Origin of the sequence: Oceanobacillus sp. MO10714A (assembly GCF_037072045.1) — a bacterium.
Lineage (GTDB): Bacteria > Bacillota > Bacilli > Bacillales > Amphibacillaceae > Oceanobacillus > Oceanobacillus indicireducens.
Genome location: NZ_JAXHDC010000017.1, coordinates 16,165 through 33,757, shown reverse-complemented (window position 1 = coordinate 33,757; position 17,593 = coordinate 16,165). Strand labels below are relative to the sequence as shown.

Here is a 17,593-nt window from a genome sequence, read left to right as displayed (position 1 = left end):
CCCCTTGCTAGATGTAAATACGTTTGAATATATGAAAATTGGTTTAGCTTCCCCTGAGAAAATCCGTTCGTGGTCTTTCGGTGAAGTGAAGAAACCAGAAACAATTAACTATCGAACGCTGAAACCGGAAAAAGATGGCCTGTTCTGTGAAAGAATTTTCGGTCCGCAAAAGGACTGGGAATGTCATTGCGGAAAATACAAGCGTGTTAGATACAAAGGTGTCGTATGTGATCGCTGTGGAGTAGAAGTGACAAAAGCAAAAGTACGACGTGAAAGAATGGGGCATATTGAACTTGCTGCACCGGTATCCCACATTTGGTATTTCAAAGGAATTCCAAGCCGGATGGGATTAGTACTTGATATGTCACCACGAGCTTTAGAAGAAGTCATTTACTTTGCTGCTTATATTGTTACAGATTCAGGCAACACACCACTTGAGAAAAAACAACTATTATCCGAGAAAGAATATCGGGCGTATTATGATAAATACGGAAAATCCTTTCGGGCTGAAATGGGTGCGGAAGCAATTCGTAAGCTTCTCCAGGATATTGATTTGGATAAAGAAGTAAAAGCATTGCGTGAAGAACTAAAAACTGCTCAAGGACAACGCAGAACGAGGGCAATCAAGCGTCTTGAAGTCATGGAAGCTTTTCGTCATTCCGGAAATGAACCGGATTGGATGGTTTTAGACGTCCTACCGGTTATTCCTCCAGAAATCCGCCCAATGGTACAACTTGATGGTGGCCGCTTTGCAACATCCGACTTGAACGACTTATACCGTCGTGTAATCAACAGAAACAACCGTCTGAAAAGATTACTAGACCTCGGAGCACCAGGTATTATTGTGCAAAACGAAAAAAGAATGCTTCAAGAAGCGGTGGATGCGCTAATTGATAACGGACGTAGAGGTCGACCGGTTACTGGTCCAGGAAACCGACCATTAAAATCTCTCTCTCATATGCTGAAAGGGAAGCAAGGTCGTTTCCGTCAAAACCTGCTCGGAAAACGTGTGGACTACTCCGGACGTTCGGTTATCGTAGTTGGTCCTAATTTAAAAATGTATCAATGTGGATTACCAAGAGAAATGGCGCTTGAACTATTCAAACCGTTCATTATGAAGGAATTGGTTGATCGAGGACTTGCGCACAACATTAAATCTGCAAAACGTAAAATTGAACGGGTTCATCCGGATGTATGGGATGTACTGGAAGAAGTGATTAAGGAACATCCAGTGCTTTTAAACCGTGCACCTACCCTGCACCGTTTAGGAATCCAGGCATTTGAGCCAACACTCGTAGATGGTCGCGCAATTCACTTGCATCCGCTCGTATGTACAGCTTATAATGCTGACTTTGACGGAGACCAGATGGCTGTTCACGTTCCATTATCCGCTGAAGCTCAGGCGGAAGCGCGCCTTCTCATGCTAGCGGCACAGAATATCCTTAACCCTAAGGATGGTAAGCCTGTCGTTACTCCTTCACAGGATATGGTTTTAGGTAACTATTACCTAACACTAGAACGTGAAGGTGCAATCGGTGAAGGAAGTATTTTCAAAGACACGAGTGAAGCGCTCATGTCTTACTATAATGGAAATGTCCACCTGCATACGAGAGTCGCTGTTCAAGCGGGAAGTTTAAATAACAAGACATTTACAGAAGAGCAGAACAACCAACTATTAATTACAACCGTTGGAAAACTGATCTTCAATGAAATACTACCAGACTCTTTCCCGTATATTAATGAACCAACACGGACAAATCTGGAGCAAAAAACACCAGATAAATTCTTTGTAAAAACGGGAGCAGATGTAACAGAATTAATTAAAAACAGTGAAATTGTTAAGCCGTTTAAGAAAGGTTTCCTTGGCGATATTATCGCTGAAGTCTTTAAACGCTTTAAGATTATTGAAACATCTAAAATGCTTGACCGCATGAAGGACTTAGGTTTCAAATACTCGACAAAAGCTGGTATGACAGTAGGTATCTCAGATATCGTCGTCTTGCCGGGTAAAGAGAAGATTCTGGATGAAGCACAGGAGAAAGTCGATAAGGTACTCAAGCAGTTCCGTCGCGGGCTTGTAACAGAAGAAGAACGCTATGATCGTGTTATTGCAATCTGGACACAGGCGAAGGATTACATTCAGGAGAAACTGATGGAGTCCCTCGATAACCAGAACCCGATTTACATGATGAGTGATTCTGGAGCGAGAGGTAACGCGTCCAACTTCACACAGCTTGCTGGTATGCGTGGACTCATGGCTGACCCGTCTGGTAAGATTATTGAACTTCCAATCAAGTCTAGCTTCCGTGAAGGATTAACAGTTCTTGAATACTTCATCTCGACACACGGTGCTCGTAAAGGACTGGCGGACACGGCGCTTAAGACGGCGGACTCCGGTTACTTGACGAGACGTCTCGTGGACGTTGCGCAAGATGTTATTATCCGTGAAGAAGACTGCGGAACAGACCGTGGACTTGTCGTGAAATCCCTGGAAGATGGATCGGAAGTAATTGAACCACTATTTGACCGTTTGGTAGGACGTACAGCATTCAACGATGTTGTTCATCCGGAAAATAAAACAGTCATTGTTGGGCATAACGAAATGATTAGCGAAGACCAGGCGAAAGAAATCATTAATGCTGGTATCGAAGAAGTCACGATTCGTACTGCGTTCACATGTAATACAAAACATGGCGTTTGTCAGAAATGTTATGGACGAAATCTTGCAACGGGTTCGGATGTGGAAGTTGGAGAAGCGGTTGGTATTATCGCTGCTCAGTCCATCGGTGAACCAGGTACACAGTTAACGATGCGTACATTCCACACTGGTGGGGTTGCAGGAGATGATATTACCCAAGGTTTACCGCGTATTCAAGAATTATTTGAAGCGCGTAATCCAAAAGGGGAAGCCGCAATTACGGAAATCGCAGGTACTGTCCAAGAAATTAAAGAAACGAAAGACAAGTACGAAATTGTGATCCAAAGTCCGGTTGAGCAACGCTCCTATTCTGTGCCATATAACGCCAGAATGAAAGTGTCAGAAGGTGACCAAGTGGAAGCAGGTCAAGAACTGACAGAGGGTTCAGTTGACCCGAAAGAATTACTACGCGTAAAAGGTGTCGAAGGTGTTCAAGATTACCTATTGCGTGAAGTGCAACGGGTATACCGGATGCAAGGTGTTGAAATTGGCGATAAGCACGTCGAAGTAATGGTACGTCAAATGCTTCGTAAAATCCGTGTTATTAACGCAGGAGATACCGACGCTCTGCCAGGCGCCTTGTTAGAATTACATCAGTTCAGGGAAATTAACAAACCAGTACTTCTAAACGGTGGAAATCCTGCGATTGGAAAACCAGTCCTGTTGGGGATTACAAAAGCTTCTCTTGAAACAGATTCCTTCTTATCTGCCGCATCCTTCCAAGAAACAACACGTGTTCTTACAGATGCTGCAATTAAAGGAAAACGTGATGAGCTCCTCGGCCTGAAGGAAAACGTCATTATCGGTAAGCTTGTTCCGGCAGGTACAGGTATGCAACAATACCGCACAATTGAAGCTGGATTAGATCAGCCTGAATTAGAGGAATTCGAAGAGACGGAAGAAACTGTACAATAACCGGTCGAAAGGTTTAAGCTAAATAAGTGAAAAAATCTGGAAGCACCTGAAAATTTACAAAGAAAATATTGACTTTGAAAAGCGTCAATGTTACTATATTCAAGGTGCTTCCGATTCCACTTGTTATTTTTAGAGGATCGAAGCAAACGTTTAAGAAGTTGGTGCTTCACTATAGCAGTAAAGAAAAGTTTTGGTGGATTTTCTACCAATCATTCTTTTTTACCTTAGAATGAACCACCTGGATGTGTGGTGTTACATCTCACTTCTAAATAGCACATTGCAATTATTCATAAATGAAGAGAAAGGAGGAAAATATAAAATGCCTACAATTAACCAATTAATTCGTAAAGGTCGTGTGAGCAAGCCGAAAAAGTATGACTCTCCTGCACTTAACGTAGGATACAACAGCTTTAAAAAGCAGTTCACAAAACTAAACTCCCCGCAAAAACGTGGTGTATGTACTCGTGTTGGTACACTAACTCCTAAGAAGCCGAACTCAGCATTACGTAAATATGCACGTGTTCGTTTATCTAATAATATGGAAGTTACTGCATACATCCCTGGAATTGGTCACAACTTACAAGAACACAGCGTTGTTTTACTTCGCGGTGGACGTGTAAAAGACTTGCCTGGGGTACGTTATCACGTAGTCCGCGGTGCACTTGACACTGCAGGTGTGGAAGGACGTATGCAAGGACGTTCCAAGTACGGTGCGAAAAAACCGAAAGAAAATTAATAATGCTTGAAATCAGATAGAGAAGAAAGGAGGTAGACATATGCCACGTAAAGGACCAGTACCTAAGCGCGATGTCTTACCAGATCCACTTTATAACTCAAAGTTAGTTACTCGCCTCATCAACCAAATTATGGTTGACGGGAAGAGAGGTAAAGCGCAAAAGATACTTTATAAAGCATTCAACCTTGTTCAAGAGCGTACAGGACAAGATCCAATGGAAGTTTTCGAACAAGCAATGAAGAATGTAATGCCTGTACTTGAAGTGCGTGCACGTCGTGTTGGGGGATCTAACTATCAAGTACCGATTGAAGTTCGTCCAGAACGTCGTCAAGCTTTAGGTTTACGTTATCTTGTAAATTACTCCCGTCTGCGCGGTGAGAAAACAATGGAAGATAGACTTGCTAATGAAATAATCGATGCTTCTAACAACACGGGCGCAGCAGTTAGACGCCGTGAAGAAATGCATAAGATGGCAGAAGCGAACAAAGCATTCGCTCACTATCGTTGGTAAGATTAAACTAATAAAAGCACTTAATAGGAAGGAGAAGAATACATGGCTAGAGAGTTCTCCTTGGAAAAGACGCGAAATATTGGGATTATGGCACATATCGATGCTGGTAAAACCACTACAACCGAGCGTATTCTTTTCTATACAGGACGTATTCACAAACTTGGTGAAACGCACGAAGGTGCGTCACAAATGGACTGGATGGAGCAGGAGCAGGAACGTGGAATTACAATCACATCCGCTGCTACAACAGCTCAATGGAAAAACCATCGAATCAATATTATTGATACTCCAGGGCACGTGGACTTCACAGTTGAAGTTGAGCGTTCACTAAGAGTTCTTGATGGTGCGGTGACGGTTCTTGATGCACAATCTGGTGTTGAACCGCAAACGGAACAAGTATGGCGCCAAGCTACAACATATGGTGTACCAAGAATGGTATTCATTAACAAAATGGATAAAACAGGTGCTGATTTCTTATATGCAACTAAAACGTTGGTAGACCGTTTAGGTGCGAATGCACATCCAGTTCAAATGCCAATTGGTGCAGAGGACGAATTTAATGGAATCATTGACTTAATCAAAATGGAAGCTCACTTCTATAAAGATGATTTAGGTACAGTCGATGAAGCAACCGAAATCCCTGCTGAGTTAAAAGACCAGGCTGAAGAGCTTCGTGCAGAATTAATCGAAGCTGTTGCTGAAACAGACGAAGATTTAATGATGAAATATCTTGAAGGTGAAGAGATCACAGAAGATGAATTGAAAAAAGCAATTCGTCAAGCTACTCTATCCGTAGATTTCTACCCGGTATTCTGTGGTTCTGCATTCAAGAACAAAGGTGTACAATTACTTCTTGATGGTGTAATTGACTACCTTCCAGCTCCAACAGATGTTGCTGCAATCGAAGGTATCGTTCCAGGATCAGAAGAAGAAGTTACACGTGAATCAGATGACAATGCACCATTTGCTGCGTTGGCATTTAAAGTAATGACTGACCCGTTCGTTGGTAAATTGACATTCTTCCGTGTTTACTCTGGGATGTTAGAGTCCGGTTCCTACGTGAAAAACACAGTGAAAGACAAACGTGAACGTGTTGGTCGTATCCTTCAGATGCACGCTAACTCCCGTGAGGAAATTTCTGTTGCTTACGCTGGAGAAATTGCCGCAGCAGTTGGACTAAAAGACACTGCAACTGGGGATACGCTTTGCGATGAAAAAAACCCAGTTATCTTAGAGTCTATGGAATTCCCTGAGCCGGTAATCCAGGTAGCAATTGAGCCGAAGACGAAAGCAGACCAAGATAAGATGGGGACAGCGCTAGCGAAACTTGCTGAAGAGGATCCGACATTCAAGACGGAAACAAACTCGGAAACTGGTCAAACGATCATCTCGGGAATGGGTGAACTTCACCTTGACGTTATTGTTGACCGTTTGAAACGTGAGTTCAAAGTAGAGGCTAACGTTGGTGCACCACAAGTTGCTTACCGTGAAACATTCCGTACACCTGCGGAAGTAGAAGGTAAATTCATTCGTCAATCTGGTGGACGTGGACAATACGGACACGTTTGGATTAAGTTTGAGCCGAATGATGAAGGTGCTGGATTTGAATTCAAAAACGCTATTGTTGGTGGGGTTGTTCCTCGTGAGTATATCCCATCTGTTGAGCAAGGTATCGAAGAAGCACTTGAAACTGGTGTATTAGCTGGATATCCATTAATCGATGTGAAGGCAACACTATATGATGGTAGCTATCACGATGTTGACTCTAACGAAATGGCGTTTAAGATTGCAGCTTCAATGGCATTAAAAGCAGCGAAGAACAAATGTAATCCAGTTCTGCTTGAGCCGATGATGTATGTTGAAATTGTTATTCCAGAGGAATACATGGGAGACATCATGGGTGACGTAACTTCCCGTCGTGGACGTATTGAAGGAATGGAAGCTCGCGATAACGCACAGCTTGTTAAAGCGTACGTGCCACTCTCTGAAATGTTTGGTTACGCAACAGCTCTACGTTCTAATACTCAAGGTCGGGGTACGTATACAATGACATTCGATCATTATGAAGAAGTACCGAAGAGCATCTCTCAAGAAATTATTGAGAAAAACGCTGGACAATAATTGATTTTTTTACGGAACTAACGTATAACAATTAGTGAGGACTAGAGAATAATCTATCTTAATTATTCCTTAGTTAGCATAAAAAATATAATTACTTTTATTTAATTAAAGGAGGAACTATAAAATGGCTAAAGAAAAATTCGACCGCTCCAAACAGCACGTTAACGTTGGAACTCTTGGACACGTTGACCATGGTAAAACTACACTAACTGCTGCAATTACAACTGTAATGGCAAAAGTAAACGGTGATGGTGACGCAAGAGGTTACGACCAAATCGACAACGCACCAGAAGAAAAAGAACGTGGTATTACAATCGCTACTTCTCACGTAGAATACGAAACTGAAACTCGTCACTACGCACACGTTGACTGCCCAGGACACGCAGACTACGTTAAGAACATGATCACAGGTGCTGCACAAATGGACGGTGCTATTCTAGTAGTATCTGCTGCTGATGGCCCAATGCCACAAACTCGTGAGCACATCCTACTTTCTCGTAACGTTGGAGTGCCTGCATTCGTAGTATTCCTAAACAAAGTTGACATGGTTGACGACGAAGAATTACTTGAATTAGTAGAAATGGAAGTTCGTGACCTATTAACAGAATACGACTTCCCAGGTGACGATGTACCAGTTATCGCTGGTTCTGCTCTTAAAGCACTTGAAGGTGTTGCAGAGTACGAAGAGAAAATCGTTGAACTAATGAAAGCTGTTGACGAATATGTTCCAACTCCAGAACGCGACACAGACAAACCATTCATGATGCCTGTAGAGGACGTATTCTCTATTACAGGTCGTGGTACAGTAGCAACTGGCCGTGTTGAGCGTGGAGAAGTTAAAGTTGGAGATGAAGTTGAAATCATCGGTCTTAACGAAGCTCCAAGTAAAACAACTGTTACAGGTGTTGAAATGTTCCGTAAGCTTCTTGATTATGCAGAAGCAGGAGACAACATCGGTGCATTGCTTCGTGGGGTAGCTCGTGAAGACATTAGCCGTGGTCAGGTTCTTGCTAAGCCAGGATCAATTACACCACATACAAACTTCAAAGCTGAAGTTTATGTTCTATCAAAAGAAGAAGGTGGACGTCATACTCCATTCTTCGGTAACTACCGCCCACAGTTCTACTTCCGTACAACAGACGTAACTGGCGTTGTTCAACTACCAGAAGGCGTTGAAATGGTAATGCCTGGTGACAACGTAGAAATGAGCGTAGAACTTATTTCACCAATCGCGATTGAAGACGGAACTCGTTTCTCTATCCGTGAAGGTGGACGTACAGTAGGTTCTGGCGTAGTTACAGAAATCACCAAATAAGTCTAAACCTATAAAAAAACAGGCAACTAGATTAGTTGCCTGTTTTTTTATGTAGGTAAATCAGCAAGATGCATTTCTTTTCAGGGTCTGCAGTCCCGATGCCTCTCGCTTTTTCTTTTCGCGGGCGTTCTGTGGCAACGTCTGCATTAGCATGTCCTGTGCGCTGAGGATCATCAGCTGCCCGCAGAAAGCGAAAGTGTATGAGAGCGGTGGAGCTTGATAGAAGCGACTATCTTAGAGAAATATGCTTTAAACCGTTTATATTTCTCTAAAAAGAAGGGTTATTATCATCTATATGCTCGCAATTTTAAAAAATATGCATTTCCCTTGAAAAAACTTGCGAAAAACCTTGATAAAGTCTTGCAATTCAACGGAAACCTGCGTATAATATATAGATGTGCAATCGAATCGTGAGTAATAAAAAGGATTGCTTTGACAGACATTTATGTGTATAATGTTAATGTTGGTCAAAAAAAGGCGATGAAGTGAAAGGTTGTTGGCACACCCGGCCGCTTTGCCATGGCGCTGTGCTGAGAAATTTTCATGGAGTATGTCTATATTAATATGGGCGAAGGAGGGAAAATAATGGCAAAAGAGAAAATCAGAATTCGTTTGAAAGCTTATGATCACAGTATCTTAGATCAGTCAGCATTGAAGATTGTTGAAACGGCAAAACGTTCGGGAGCAAACGTGTCCGGACCGATTCCATTACCGACAGAGAGAAACGTATTTACCGTATTACGTGCGGTTCATAAATATAAGGATTCTCGTGAGCAATTCGAAATGCGTACTCATAAGCGTTTGATCGATATTGTGAACCCAACACCAAAAACAGTAGACTCATTGATGAGATTAGATCTACCATCTGGTGTTGATATTGAAATTAAATTATAATTTAAGTTTTTATAGGAGGTGTAACGGATGACGAAAGGAATCTTAGGTCGTAAAATCGGCATGACTCAGTTATTCTCTGAAGCTGGTGAATTAATCCCTGTAACAGTTATTCAAGCTGAGCCAAACGTCGTATTACAAAAAAGAACAGAAGAGAATGACGGATATACTGCCATTCAATTAGGTTTTGCAGACAAGAAAGAATCACGTGCGAGTAAAGCGGAAAAAGGTCATGCTGAAAAAGCGAGTACCAATCCTAAGCGCTACGTTCGTGAAATCCGTACTGCTAATATCGATGACTATGAAGTAGGTCAGGAAATTAGCGTTAGTACTTTTGAAGCCGGAGAAAAGATTGATGTAACAGGAACTTCTAAAGGTAAAGGATTCCAAGGTAACATTAAGCGCCACAATCAAGCTCGTGGTCTAATGAGTCACGGATCCCGCTACCACAGAGGTCCAGGTGCAATGGCTATGGCGGCAGACCCATCAAGAGTATTCAAAGGTAAAAAATTGCCAGGACAAATGGGTCGCGAACAAGTGACAATTCAAAACCTTGAAGTAGTAAGTGTGGATGAAGAAAGAAACCTACTACTAGTTAAAGGAAATGTTCCAGGCGCGAAAAAATCTTACGTTAAAATTACAAGTTCAATAAAAGGAAATTAATCATTAGAAGAAGGGAGGATTTGTCATGCCAAAAGTAACATTGTTTAAACAAGATGGAAGTAATGCAGGAGAAGTAGAATTAAACGAAGCAGTTTTCGGCATTGAACCTAACGAACACGTGTTACACGAAGCAGTTGTTATGCAACGCGCATCAGTTCGCCAAGGTACACACGCTGTTAAAAACCGTTCTGCAGTAAGCGGTGGTGGTCGTAAACCGTGGCGTCAAAAAGGAACTGGACGTGCGCGTCAAGGATCCATTCGTTCACCACAATGGGTTGGCGGTGGCGTAGTATTCGGACCTACACCACGCAGCTACAGCTACAAGCTGCCAAAGAAAGTTCGTCGCTTAGCTCTTAAATCCGCTTTAGCTTCTAAAGTAAAAGAAGAAGGCATCTTTGTTTTAGAGTCACTTGCAATTGAGACACCAAAAACAAAAGAAGTCATTAATTTACTAGATGCATTAAAAGTAGATGACAAAGCATTAATCGTGACTGCTGATAGAGAAGAAACTATCGTTCGTTCAGCAAACAACCTTCAAGCAGTTAAAGTACTTACTGTAGAAGAATTGAATGTTCTCGATTTAATAACGTATGACAAGTTAGTTATTACGAAGGAAGCGGTCGAAAAAGCAGGGGAGGTGCTTGCATAATGAGAGATCCACGTGATATTATAAAGCGCCCTGTCATTACAGAACACAGTGCTGATTTAATGGCAGATAAGAAATATACTTTTGAAGTAGACCCTAAAGCGAACAAGACAGAAATTAAAGACGCAGTAGAACTTATCTTCGGCGTTAAAGTAGAGAAAGTAAATACGCTTAACCTTAAAGGTAAACTTAAGAGAATGGGCCAATATAGCGGGTACCGTTCAGATCGCAAAAAAGCTATCGTAGAGCTTTCGGAAGACAGTAAAGAACTGGACTTCTTTGAAGGCTAAAAATCATTTAGGTGAAGGAGGGAAAAAAGATGGCGATTAAGAAGTTTAAACCAACTTCAAATGGTAGACGTAATATGTCTGTATCATCATTCACAGAAATCACTACGGATACCCCAGAAAAAACCTTGTTAGCTCCACTCAACAAACGAGCTGGACGTAACAACCAAGGAAGAATTACTGTTCGTCATCAAGGCGGCGGTCACAAGCGTCAATACCGTCTTATCGATTTCAAACGTGACAAAGATGGAATACCAGGACGCGTTGCTACAGTTGAATACGACCCGAACCGCACAGCAAACATTGCATTAGTTCATTATGCAGATGGAGAAAAACGTTATATCCTAGCTCCAAAAGGAATTCAAGTAGGTCAAGTAGTTGAATCAGGTGCTGAGGCTGATATTAAAACAGGTAACGCTCTCCCGCTTGAAAATATTCCGGTAGGAACGATTATCCATAACGTAGAATTAAAACCAGGTCGTGGCGGTCAATTAGCTCGTTCAGCTGGTGCAGAAGCACAAATCTTAGGTCGCGAAGGTAAATACACACTCGTTCGTTTGGCATCAGGAGAAGTTCGTTTAGTGTTAAGCACATGCCGTGCAACAATTGGTCAGGTTGGAAACATTGAACATGAACTAATCCGTGTTGGTAAAGCAGGACGTTCTCGTTGGTTAGGCAAGCGCCCAGCAGTTCGCGGATCTGTTATGAACCCGAATGATCACCCGCACGGTGGAGGAGAAGGTCGTTCACCAATCGGTATGCCGTCACCATTATCACCATGGGGCAAACCAACACTTGGTTACAAGACACGCAAACGCAACAAGCCGTCTAATAAGTATATCGTTCGTAAACGTAAAAAATAAATGAATAGGACGGGAGACGAATAACCCCGTCTCTAAGCTCTGGAAGGAGGTTTATCCATGGGTCGTAGTTTGAAAAAAGGACCTTTCGCAGATGACCATCTATTGAAAAAGGTGGATGAAATGAACGAGAGTGACAAGAAACAACTGATTAGAACTTGGTCTCGCCGTTCTACAATCTTCCCATCCTTTGTTGGTCACACAATTGCAGTATATGATGGACGCAAACATGTTCCGGTCTATATAACAGAAGATATGGTTGGACATAAATTAGGTGAATTCGCGCCAACTCGTTCATTCAGAGGACACTCTGGTGACGATAAGAAAACAAATCGCTAATTTGAGAGGAGGCTACTTCGCATGCAAGCAAAAGCTGTTGCAAAAACGGTTCGTATCGCTCCTCGTAAGGTACGTTTAGTCGTTGATTTAATTCGAGGAAAAGATGTTGGTGAAGCAATCGCAATCTTAAAGAACACACCTCGCAGTGCTTCCCCAGTCGTAGAGAAAGTGTTGAACTCTGCAGTCGCAAACGCAGAACACAACTACGAAATGGATACAGACAACCTAGTTGTTTCCGAAGCATATGTAAATGAAGGTGTTACATTGAAACGTTTCCGTCCACGTGCTCAAGGACGTGCAAGTCAAATTAATAAACGCACAAGCCACATTACAGTTGTGGTAACTGAAAAGAAGGAGGGGTAGTTAGTGGGTCAAAAAGTAAATCCAACGGGTCTTCGCGTAGGAATCATTAAAGACTGGGAGTCAAGATGGTACGCTGATAAAGACTATGCAGACTTACTACATGAGGATATTAAAATTAGAGAATTCCTTGATAACCGCTTAAAGATTGCTGCTGTTTCTTCTGTCGAGATTGAACGTGCAGCAAACCGAGTGAACATTACGATTCACACTGGTAAGCCAGGAATGGTAATTGGTAAGGGCGGTTCAGAAGTTGAAGCTCTACGTAAAGAATTAAATAAATTAACTGGTAAGAGAGTTCACATCAACATTGTGGAAATTAAAAAGGTTGATCTTGATGCGAAACTAGTTGCTGAGAGCATCGCGCGTCAATTAGAAAACCGTATCTCATTCCGTCGTGCGCAGAAGCAAGCTATTCAACGTACAATGCGTGCTGGTGCACAAGGAATTAAAACTCAAGTATCTGGACGTCTCGGCGGTGCGGACATCGCTCGTGCAGAACATTACAGTGAAGGAACAGTACCACTACACACATTACGTGCTGATATTGATTATGCTCACGCTGAAGCTGATACAACGTACGGTAAGCTTGGCGTTAAAGTGTGGATCTATCGTGGGGAAGTCCTTCCAACTAAAAAAGAAAACTAAGGAAGGGGGCACTTTGTATGTTAATGCCTAAACGTGTAAAATATCGTAAACAACACCGTGGTAAAATGAGAGGCCAAGCAAAAGGCGGTACAGCAGTCTCATTTGGAGAATACGGTCTACAAGCTACAGAAGCTAGCTGGATTACAAGTCGTCAGATTGAAGCTGCCCGTATTGCAATGACACGTTACATGAAACGTGGCGGAAAAGTATGGATTAAAATTTTCCCGGATAAACCTTATACATCAAAACCATTAGAAGTACGTATGGGTTCCGGTAAAGGTGCTCCAGAAGGCTGGGTAGCAGTAGTAAAACCAGGGAAAATTTTGTTTGAAATCGCAGGAGTGAATGAAGAAGTAGCACGCGAAGCTTTACGTCTTGCTTCTCACAAATTGCCGATTAAAACGAAATTTGTAAAACGTGAAGAAATTGGTGGTGAAAGCAATGAAGGCTAAAGAAATAAGAGAATTAACCACTGCCGAAATTGATGAAAAGGTAAAATCACTAAAAGAAGAATTATTTAATTTACGCTTCCAGCTAGCTACAGGTCAGTTGGAAAACACTGCACGTATTCGTGAAGTACGTAAATCAATTGCTCGTTTAAAAACCGTTGCACGTCAACGTGAATTAACCGCAAATAACTGACTTGAAGAGAGGAGGTTTAATCAAGTATGTCTGAACGTAACAATCGTAAAGTATACACAGGCCGCGTTGTTTCTGACAAAATGGACAAAACCATTACTGTATTAGTTGAAACGTATAAAGTTCATAAATTATATGGTAAACGTGTAAAGTATTCCAAAAAGCTCAAAGTACATGATGAAAACAACCAAGCGAAGACTGGTGACATCGTGCGCATTATGGAGACACGTCCACTCTCAGCTACAAAACGTTTCCGCCTAGTGGAAATCATAGAAGAAGCGATCATTATCTAATTTAAGTTGATTCGGAACAGATCCGAAGGGAGGTAACAGTGTTATGATACAACAAGAAAGTCGTTTGAAAGTTGCAGATAACTCTGGTGCTCGTGAACTACAGACAATTAAAGTTTTAGGCGGATCAGGCCGTAAGACTGCGAATATTGGTGATGTAGTAGTTTGCTCAGTGAAAAAAGCAACACCAGGAGGCGTTGTCAAAAAAGGTGACGTCGTTAAAGCAGTTATCGTTCGCTCTAAATCTGGTGCGCGTCGTATAGATGGTTCATATATTCGTTTTGATGAAAATGCTGCAGTAATTGTCCGTGATGACCAAAGCCCAAGAGGTACTCGTATCTTCGGCCCGGTTGCACGTGAATTACGTGATGCTAAATTCATGAAAATCGTATCTCTTGCTCCAGAAGTATTATAAGTGAATCTTTCGTTACTAAGGAGGTGCGTCAAGCATGCATGTAAAAAAAGGTGATAAAGTAAAAGTATTATCCGGAAAAGACCGCGGCAAAGAAGGTACAATTCTTGAAGTGTATCCAAAGAAAGACCGTGTACTTGTCGAAGGAGTTAACATGGTACAGAAACACGCGAAACCTTCTCAAGAAAACCCACAAGGCGGTATTCTAAACCAAGAAGCTGCAATTCACGTGTCCAACGTACTACCAATTGACCCTAAATCCGGTGAGCCAACTCGTGTTGGTTATGAAGTTCGTGACGGAAAGAAAGTAAGAATCGCTAAGAAATCCGGAGAAGCGTTAGATAAATAAGTTTCTAGTTGAAAGGAGGGCGCCAAGATGAACCAATTAAAAGAAAAGTTTCAAGATGAAGTTACACCATCTTTAATGAATAAATTTAACTATAAATCTGTTATGCAAGTACCAAAAATCGAAAAGATCGTAATCAACATGGGTGTTGGTGACGCGGTACAAAACTCAAAAGCATTGGATAGTGCTGTCGAAGAACTATCATTAATCTCTGGTCAGAAACCACTAATCACTCGTGCGAAGAAATCAATTGCTGGTTTCCGTCTACGTGAAGGAATGCCGATCGGCGCAAAGGTAACCCTTCGTGGTGAGCGCATGTATGAGTTCCTACAAAAGCTAATTGCAGTATCACTTCCACGTGTACGTGACTTCCGTGGTATTTCCAAAAATGCTTTTGATGGACGTGGAAACTACACACTAGGTGTGAAAGAACAACTCATTTTCCCGGAGATTAACTACGATAAGGTAAATAAAGTACGCGGACTGGATATCGTTATTGTAACAACAGCTGATACAGACGAAGAAGCTCGTGAACTATTATCTGAGTTAGGCATGCCTTTCCAAAAATAAGTTCCAAGCAATAAGGAGGGAAAATAGTGGCTAAAAAATCAATGATTGCAAAACAAAAACGTAAACAGAAGTATAAAGTTCAAGAGTATACACGCTGTGAGCGTTGTGGCCGTCCACATTCTGTAATTCGTAAATTTAAACTTTGCCGTATTTGTTTCCGCGAACTTGCCTATAAAGGTCAAATTCCTGGTGTCAAAAAAGCAAGCTGGTAAACCCCAATTTGGGAAGGAGGTAATGATGAATGGTAATGACAGATCCAATCGCAGATATGCTTACTCGCATTCGAAATGCGGTTACAGTAAAACATGAAAAATTGGAGCTTCCTGCTTCAAAGATCAAAAGAGAAATCGCTGATATCCTGAAACGTGAAGGTTTCGTTAAGGACTATGAATATATTGAAGACAACAAACAAGGTGTACTGCGTATTTTCCTGAAATACGGTGCGAACGAAGAGAAAGTAATTACAGGAATCAAACGTATCAGTAAACCAGGTTTACGTGTCTACGCGAAAGCTGATGAAGTACCACGAGTGTTGAACGGATTAGGTATTGCAATCGTGTCTACTTCACAAGGTGTACTATCGGATAAAGAAGCCCGCAGCCAACAAATCGGTGGCGAAGTGCTTGCATACGTCTGGTAATATTTTTTAACCCAAGGAGGTGCAGAAAATGTCTCGTATAGGATTAAAGCCGATTGAAATCCCAGAAGGGGTAGAAGTGAAGCTCGATGGTAACAAGGTATCCGTTAAAGGACCTAAAGGAGAGCTTTCAAAAGAAATTCATCAAGATATTGTTGTGAAATTGGAAGATAACGTCTTAACATTAGAACGTTCAAGCGACCTTAAAGAGCATCGCTCCCTACACGGAACGAGCCGTACGATGATTGCGAACATGGTTGAAGGTGTGACAAAAGGATTCGAAAAATCACTTGAAATCACTGGTGTTGGTTACCGTGCACAAATGCAGGGCAATAAACTAGTAGTTAACGCAGGTTATTCCCATCCGGTAGAAATCGACGCTATTGATGGAATTGAAATTGAGGTTCCTAAAAACACAGAGTTAACCGTAAAAGGTATCGATAAAGAATTAGTTGGAGCAGTTGCAGCGAACATTCGTGCAATCCGTCCGCCAGAGCCATACAAAGGCAAAGGAATTCGTTATGTTGGCGAATACGTACGCCGTAAAGAAGGTAAGACTGCTAAGTAAGATTAGTTAGGTGAGGAAGGAGTGACCTTGATGATCACAAAACCAGCTAGAAATGAAATGCGGAAAAAGAGACATGCACGTGTACGCAGAGACGTAATTGGTACTGCTGAACGTCCACGTCTGAACGTATTCCGCTCTAATAAACATATCTATGCACAGTTAATCGATGACGAAAATCGTGTTACAGTTTCCAGCGCATCTACTGTTGATAAAGAATTGAACATCTCAGAAGGTGGTAACATAGAAGCTGCGAAACAGGTAGGAGAGGCTGTTGCAAAACGCGCAATTGAAAAAGGTGTCAAAACTGTAGTATTCGACCGTGGAGGCTATTTATATCACGGACGCGTTAAAGCATTAGCTGAGGCTGCTAGAGAAGCAGGTCTCGAATTTTAATCGACAAAGGAGGTTACCATTTTAATGAATAATCAAATCGATGCGAACAAATTAGATTTAGAAGAACGTGTTGTATCCATCAACCGCGTTTCTAAAGTTGTTAAAGGTGGACGCCGCATGCGTTTTGCTGCATTGGTTGTAGTTGGCGACAAGAACGGCCATGTCGGTTTCGGTACTGGTAAAGCTCAAGAAGTACCAGAAGCAATCAAGAAAGCAGTAGACAACGCGAAGAAGAACTTAATTCGTGTACCATTTGTAGGTACTACAATCCCACACGAAATTATTGGACGTTTTGGTTCTGGTAACGTAATGATGAAACCAGCTACTGAAGGTACTGGAGTTATCTCCGGTGGACCAGCCCGTGCGGTTTTAGAGCTTGCAGGTGTAGGGGATATTCTTACAAAGTCACACGGAGCAAGTACTCCAATTAATGTGATCCGTGCAACAATCAATGGGTTAGAAAATCTGAAAACAGCAGAAGAAGTAGCGAAACTACGTGGAAAGTCTGTTGAAGAACTGTTAGGATAAGGAGGGAAACAATATGTCTAACAAATTAGAAATCACCCTCAAACGCAGTGTTATTGGCGGTACTGAAGTACAACGCAGAACTGTTGAAGCACTCGGTTTAAAGAAAATCCGTCAAACAGTGGTACTTGAAGACACACCAGTAACCCGTGGTATGATTAATAGAGTATCCCACTTATTAGACGTGAATGAAGCGTAAGAAATACTAGAGATAAGGAGGTGC

Annotated in this window: 25 protein-coding genes; all 25 read left to right on the top strand. The window is 41.9% G+C overall.

Features of this window, described 5'->3' with window-relative positions; translation table 11 throughout:
* Positions 1–4: 4 nt before the first annotated feature.
* A complete protein-coding gene (rpoC, locus tag SPD53_RS10660; protein WP_188858465.1) occupies positions 5–3,613 on the top strand; it encodes a DNA-directed RNA polymerase subunit beta' in 3,609 nt (1,202 codons plus the stop codon).
* A gap of 319 nt (positions 3,614–3,932) precedes the next feature.
* Entirely contained in the window at positions 3,933–4,349 is a 417-nt protein-coding gene (gene rpsL / locus SPD53_RS10655) for a 30S ribosomal protein S12 (RefSeq protein ID WP_156857276.1), read from the top strand.
* A 40-nt stretch (positions 4,350–4,389) separates the two neighbouring features.
* Complete coding sequence (gene rpsG / locus SPD53_RS10650; RefSeq protein WP_156857275.1) at positions 4,390–4,860, top strand: 30S ribosomal protein S7; 471 nt, start codon at positions 4,390–4,392, stop codon at positions 4,858–4,860.
* Positions 4,861–4,902: 42 nt separating this feature from the next.
* Positions 4,903–6,981: an elongation factor G gene (gene fusA / locus SPD53_RS10645; protein ID WP_156857274.1), complete on the top strand. Its 2,079-nt coding sequence runs from the start codon at positions 4,903–4,905 to the stop codon at positions 6,979–6,981.
* A 124-nt stretch (positions 6,982–7,105) separates the two neighbouring features.
* Entirely contained in the window at positions 7,106–8,296 is a 1,191-nt protein-coding gene (gene tuf / locus SPD53_RS10640) for an elongation factor Tu (protein WP_156857273.1), read from the top strand.
* 585 nt (positions 8,297–8,881) lie between these two features.
* Positions 8,882–9,190: a 30S ribosomal protein S10 gene (gene rpsJ, locus SPD53_RS10635; protein WP_156857272.1), complete on the top strand. Its 309-nt coding sequence runs from the start codon at positions 8,882–8,884 to the stop codon at positions 9,188–9,190.
* A 27-nt stretch (positions 9,191–9,217) separates the two neighbouring features.
* Complete coding sequence (gene rplC / locus SPD53_RS10630; RefSeq protein ID WP_156857271.1) at positions 9,218–9,850, top strand: 50S ribosomal protein L3; 633 nt, start codon at positions 9,218–9,220, stop codon at positions 9,848–9,850.
* A gap of 25 nt (positions 9,851–9,875) precedes the next feature.
* Complete coding sequence (gene rplD / locus SPD53_RS10625; RefSeq protein ID WP_156857270.1) at positions 9,876–10,499, top strand: 50S ribosomal protein L4; 624 nt, start codon at positions 9,876–9,878, stop codon at positions 10,497–10,499.
* Positions 10,499–10,786 (top strand): 50S ribosomal protein L23, encoded by a 288-nt coding sequence (gene rplW, locus SPD53_RS10620; RefSeq protein WP_156857269.1) that lies wholly within the window; start codon positions 10,499–10,501, stop codon positions 10,784–10,786. Before rplD ends, rplW begins: the two co-directional genes overlap by 1 nt.
* A gap of 29 nt (positions 10,787–10,815) precedes the next feature.
* Entirely contained in the window at positions 10,816–11,646 is an 831-nt protein-coding gene (rplB, locus tag SPD53_RS10615) for a 50S ribosomal protein L2 (protein WP_156857268.1), read from the top strand.
* Positions 11,647–11,703: 57 nt separating this feature from the next.
* Complete coding sequence (rpsS, locus tag SPD53_RS10610) at positions 11,704–11,982, top strand: 30S ribosomal protein S19 (protein ID WP_156857267.1); 279 nt, start codon at positions 11,704–11,706, stop codon at positions 11,980–11,982.
* A 21-nt stretch (positions 11,983–12,003) separates the two neighbouring features.
* Complete coding sequence (gene rplV, locus SPD53_RS10605; protein ID WP_156857266.1) at positions 12,004–12,345, top strand: 50S ribosomal protein L22; 342 nt, start codon at positions 12,004–12,006, stop codon at positions 12,343–12,345.
* Between the two features lie 3 nt (positions 12,346–12,348).
* Positions 12,349–12,990, top strand: a complete 642-nt coding sequence (rpsC, locus tag SPD53_RS10600; protein WP_156857265.1) for a 30S ribosomal protein S3 — start codon at positions 12,349–12,351, stop codon at positions 12,988–12,990.
* Between the two features lie 17 nt (positions 12,991–13,007).
* Positions 13,008–13,442 (top strand): 50S ribosomal protein L16, encoded by a 435-nt coding sequence (rplP, locus tag SPD53_RS10595; RefSeq protein WP_156857264.1) that lies wholly within the window; start codon positions 13,008–13,010, stop codon positions 13,440–13,442.
* Positions 13,432–13,632 carry a 50S ribosomal protein L29 gene (gene rpmC / locus SPD53_RS10590; RefSeq protein ID WP_156857263.1) on the top strand — a complete coding sequence of 67 codons (201 nt, stop codon included), beginning with the start codon at positions 13,432–13,434 and terminating at the stop codon, positions 13,630–13,632. The genes rplP and rpmC overlap by 11 nt, the downstream gene beginning before the upstream one ends.
* Positions 13,633–13,658: 26 nt before the next feature.
* The gene (gene rpsQ / locus SPD53_RS10585) at positions 13,659–13,922 is read left to right on the top strand and encodes a 30S ribosomal protein S17 (RefSeq protein ID WP_156857262.1); all 264 of its coding nucleotides are present in this window, start codon (positions 13,659–13,661) and stop codon (positions 13,920–13,922) included.
* Between the two features lie 43 nt (positions 13,923–13,965).
* The gene (rplN, locus tag SPD53_RS10580; protein WP_156857261.1) at positions 13,966–14,334 is read left to right on the top strand and encodes a 50S ribosomal protein L14; all 369 of its coding nucleotides are present in this window, start codon (positions 13,966–13,968) and stop codon (positions 14,332–14,334) included.
* Between the two features lie 34 nt (positions 14,335–14,368).
* Complete coding sequence (gene rplX / locus SPD53_RS10575; protein ID WP_156857260.1) at positions 14,369–14,680, top strand: 50S ribosomal protein L24; 312 nt, start codon at positions 14,369–14,371, stop codon at positions 14,678–14,680.
* A gap of 27 nt (positions 14,681–14,707) precedes the next feature.
* Positions 14,708–15,247 (top strand): 50S ribosomal protein L5, encoded by a 540-nt coding sequence (rplE, locus tag SPD53_RS10570; protein ID WP_156857259.1) that lies wholly within the window; start codon positions 14,708–14,710, stop codon positions 15,245–15,247.
* A gap of 26 nt (positions 15,248–15,273) precedes the next feature.
* Positions 15,274–15,459: a type Z 30S ribosomal protein S14 gene (locus tag SPD53_RS10565; protein ID WP_156857258.1), complete on the top strand. Its 186-nt coding sequence runs from the start codon at positions 15,274–15,276 to the stop codon at positions 15,457–15,459.
* A 29-nt stretch (positions 15,460–15,488) separates the two neighbouring features.
* A complete protein-coding gene (rpsH, locus tag SPD53_RS10560; RefSeq protein ID WP_156857257.1) occupies positions 15,489–15,887 on the top strand; it encodes a 30S ribosomal protein S8 in 399 nt (132 codons plus the stop codon).
* Between the two features lie 28 nt (positions 15,888–15,915).
* On the top strand, positions 15,916–16,452 hold the full coding sequence (gene rplF / locus SPD53_RS10555) for a 50S ribosomal protein L6 (RefSeq protein WP_156857256.1): 537 nt from the start codon (positions 15,916–15,918) through the stop codon (positions 16,450–16,452).
* Positions 16,453–16,482: 30 nt separating this feature from the next.
* Positions 16,483–16,845: a 50S ribosomal protein L18 gene (gene rplR / locus SPD53_RS10550; protein WP_156857255.1), complete on the top strand. Its 363-nt coding sequence runs from the start codon at positions 16,483–16,485 to the stop codon at positions 16,843–16,845.
* Positions 16,846–16,869: 24 nt separating this feature from the next.
* Positions 16,870–17,373, top strand: a complete 504-nt coding sequence (gene rpsE / locus SPD53_RS10545; protein WP_156857254.1) for a 30S ribosomal protein S5 — start codon at positions 16,870–16,872, stop codon at positions 17,371–17,373.
* A gap of 13 nt (positions 17,374–17,386) precedes the next feature.
* Positions 17,387–17,569, top strand: a complete 183-nt coding sequence (gene rpmD, locus SPD53_RS10540) for a 50S ribosomal protein L30 (protein WP_156857253.1) — start codon at positions 17,387–17,389, stop codon at positions 17,567–17,569.
* Positions 17,570–17,593 lie beyond the last annotated feature (24 nt).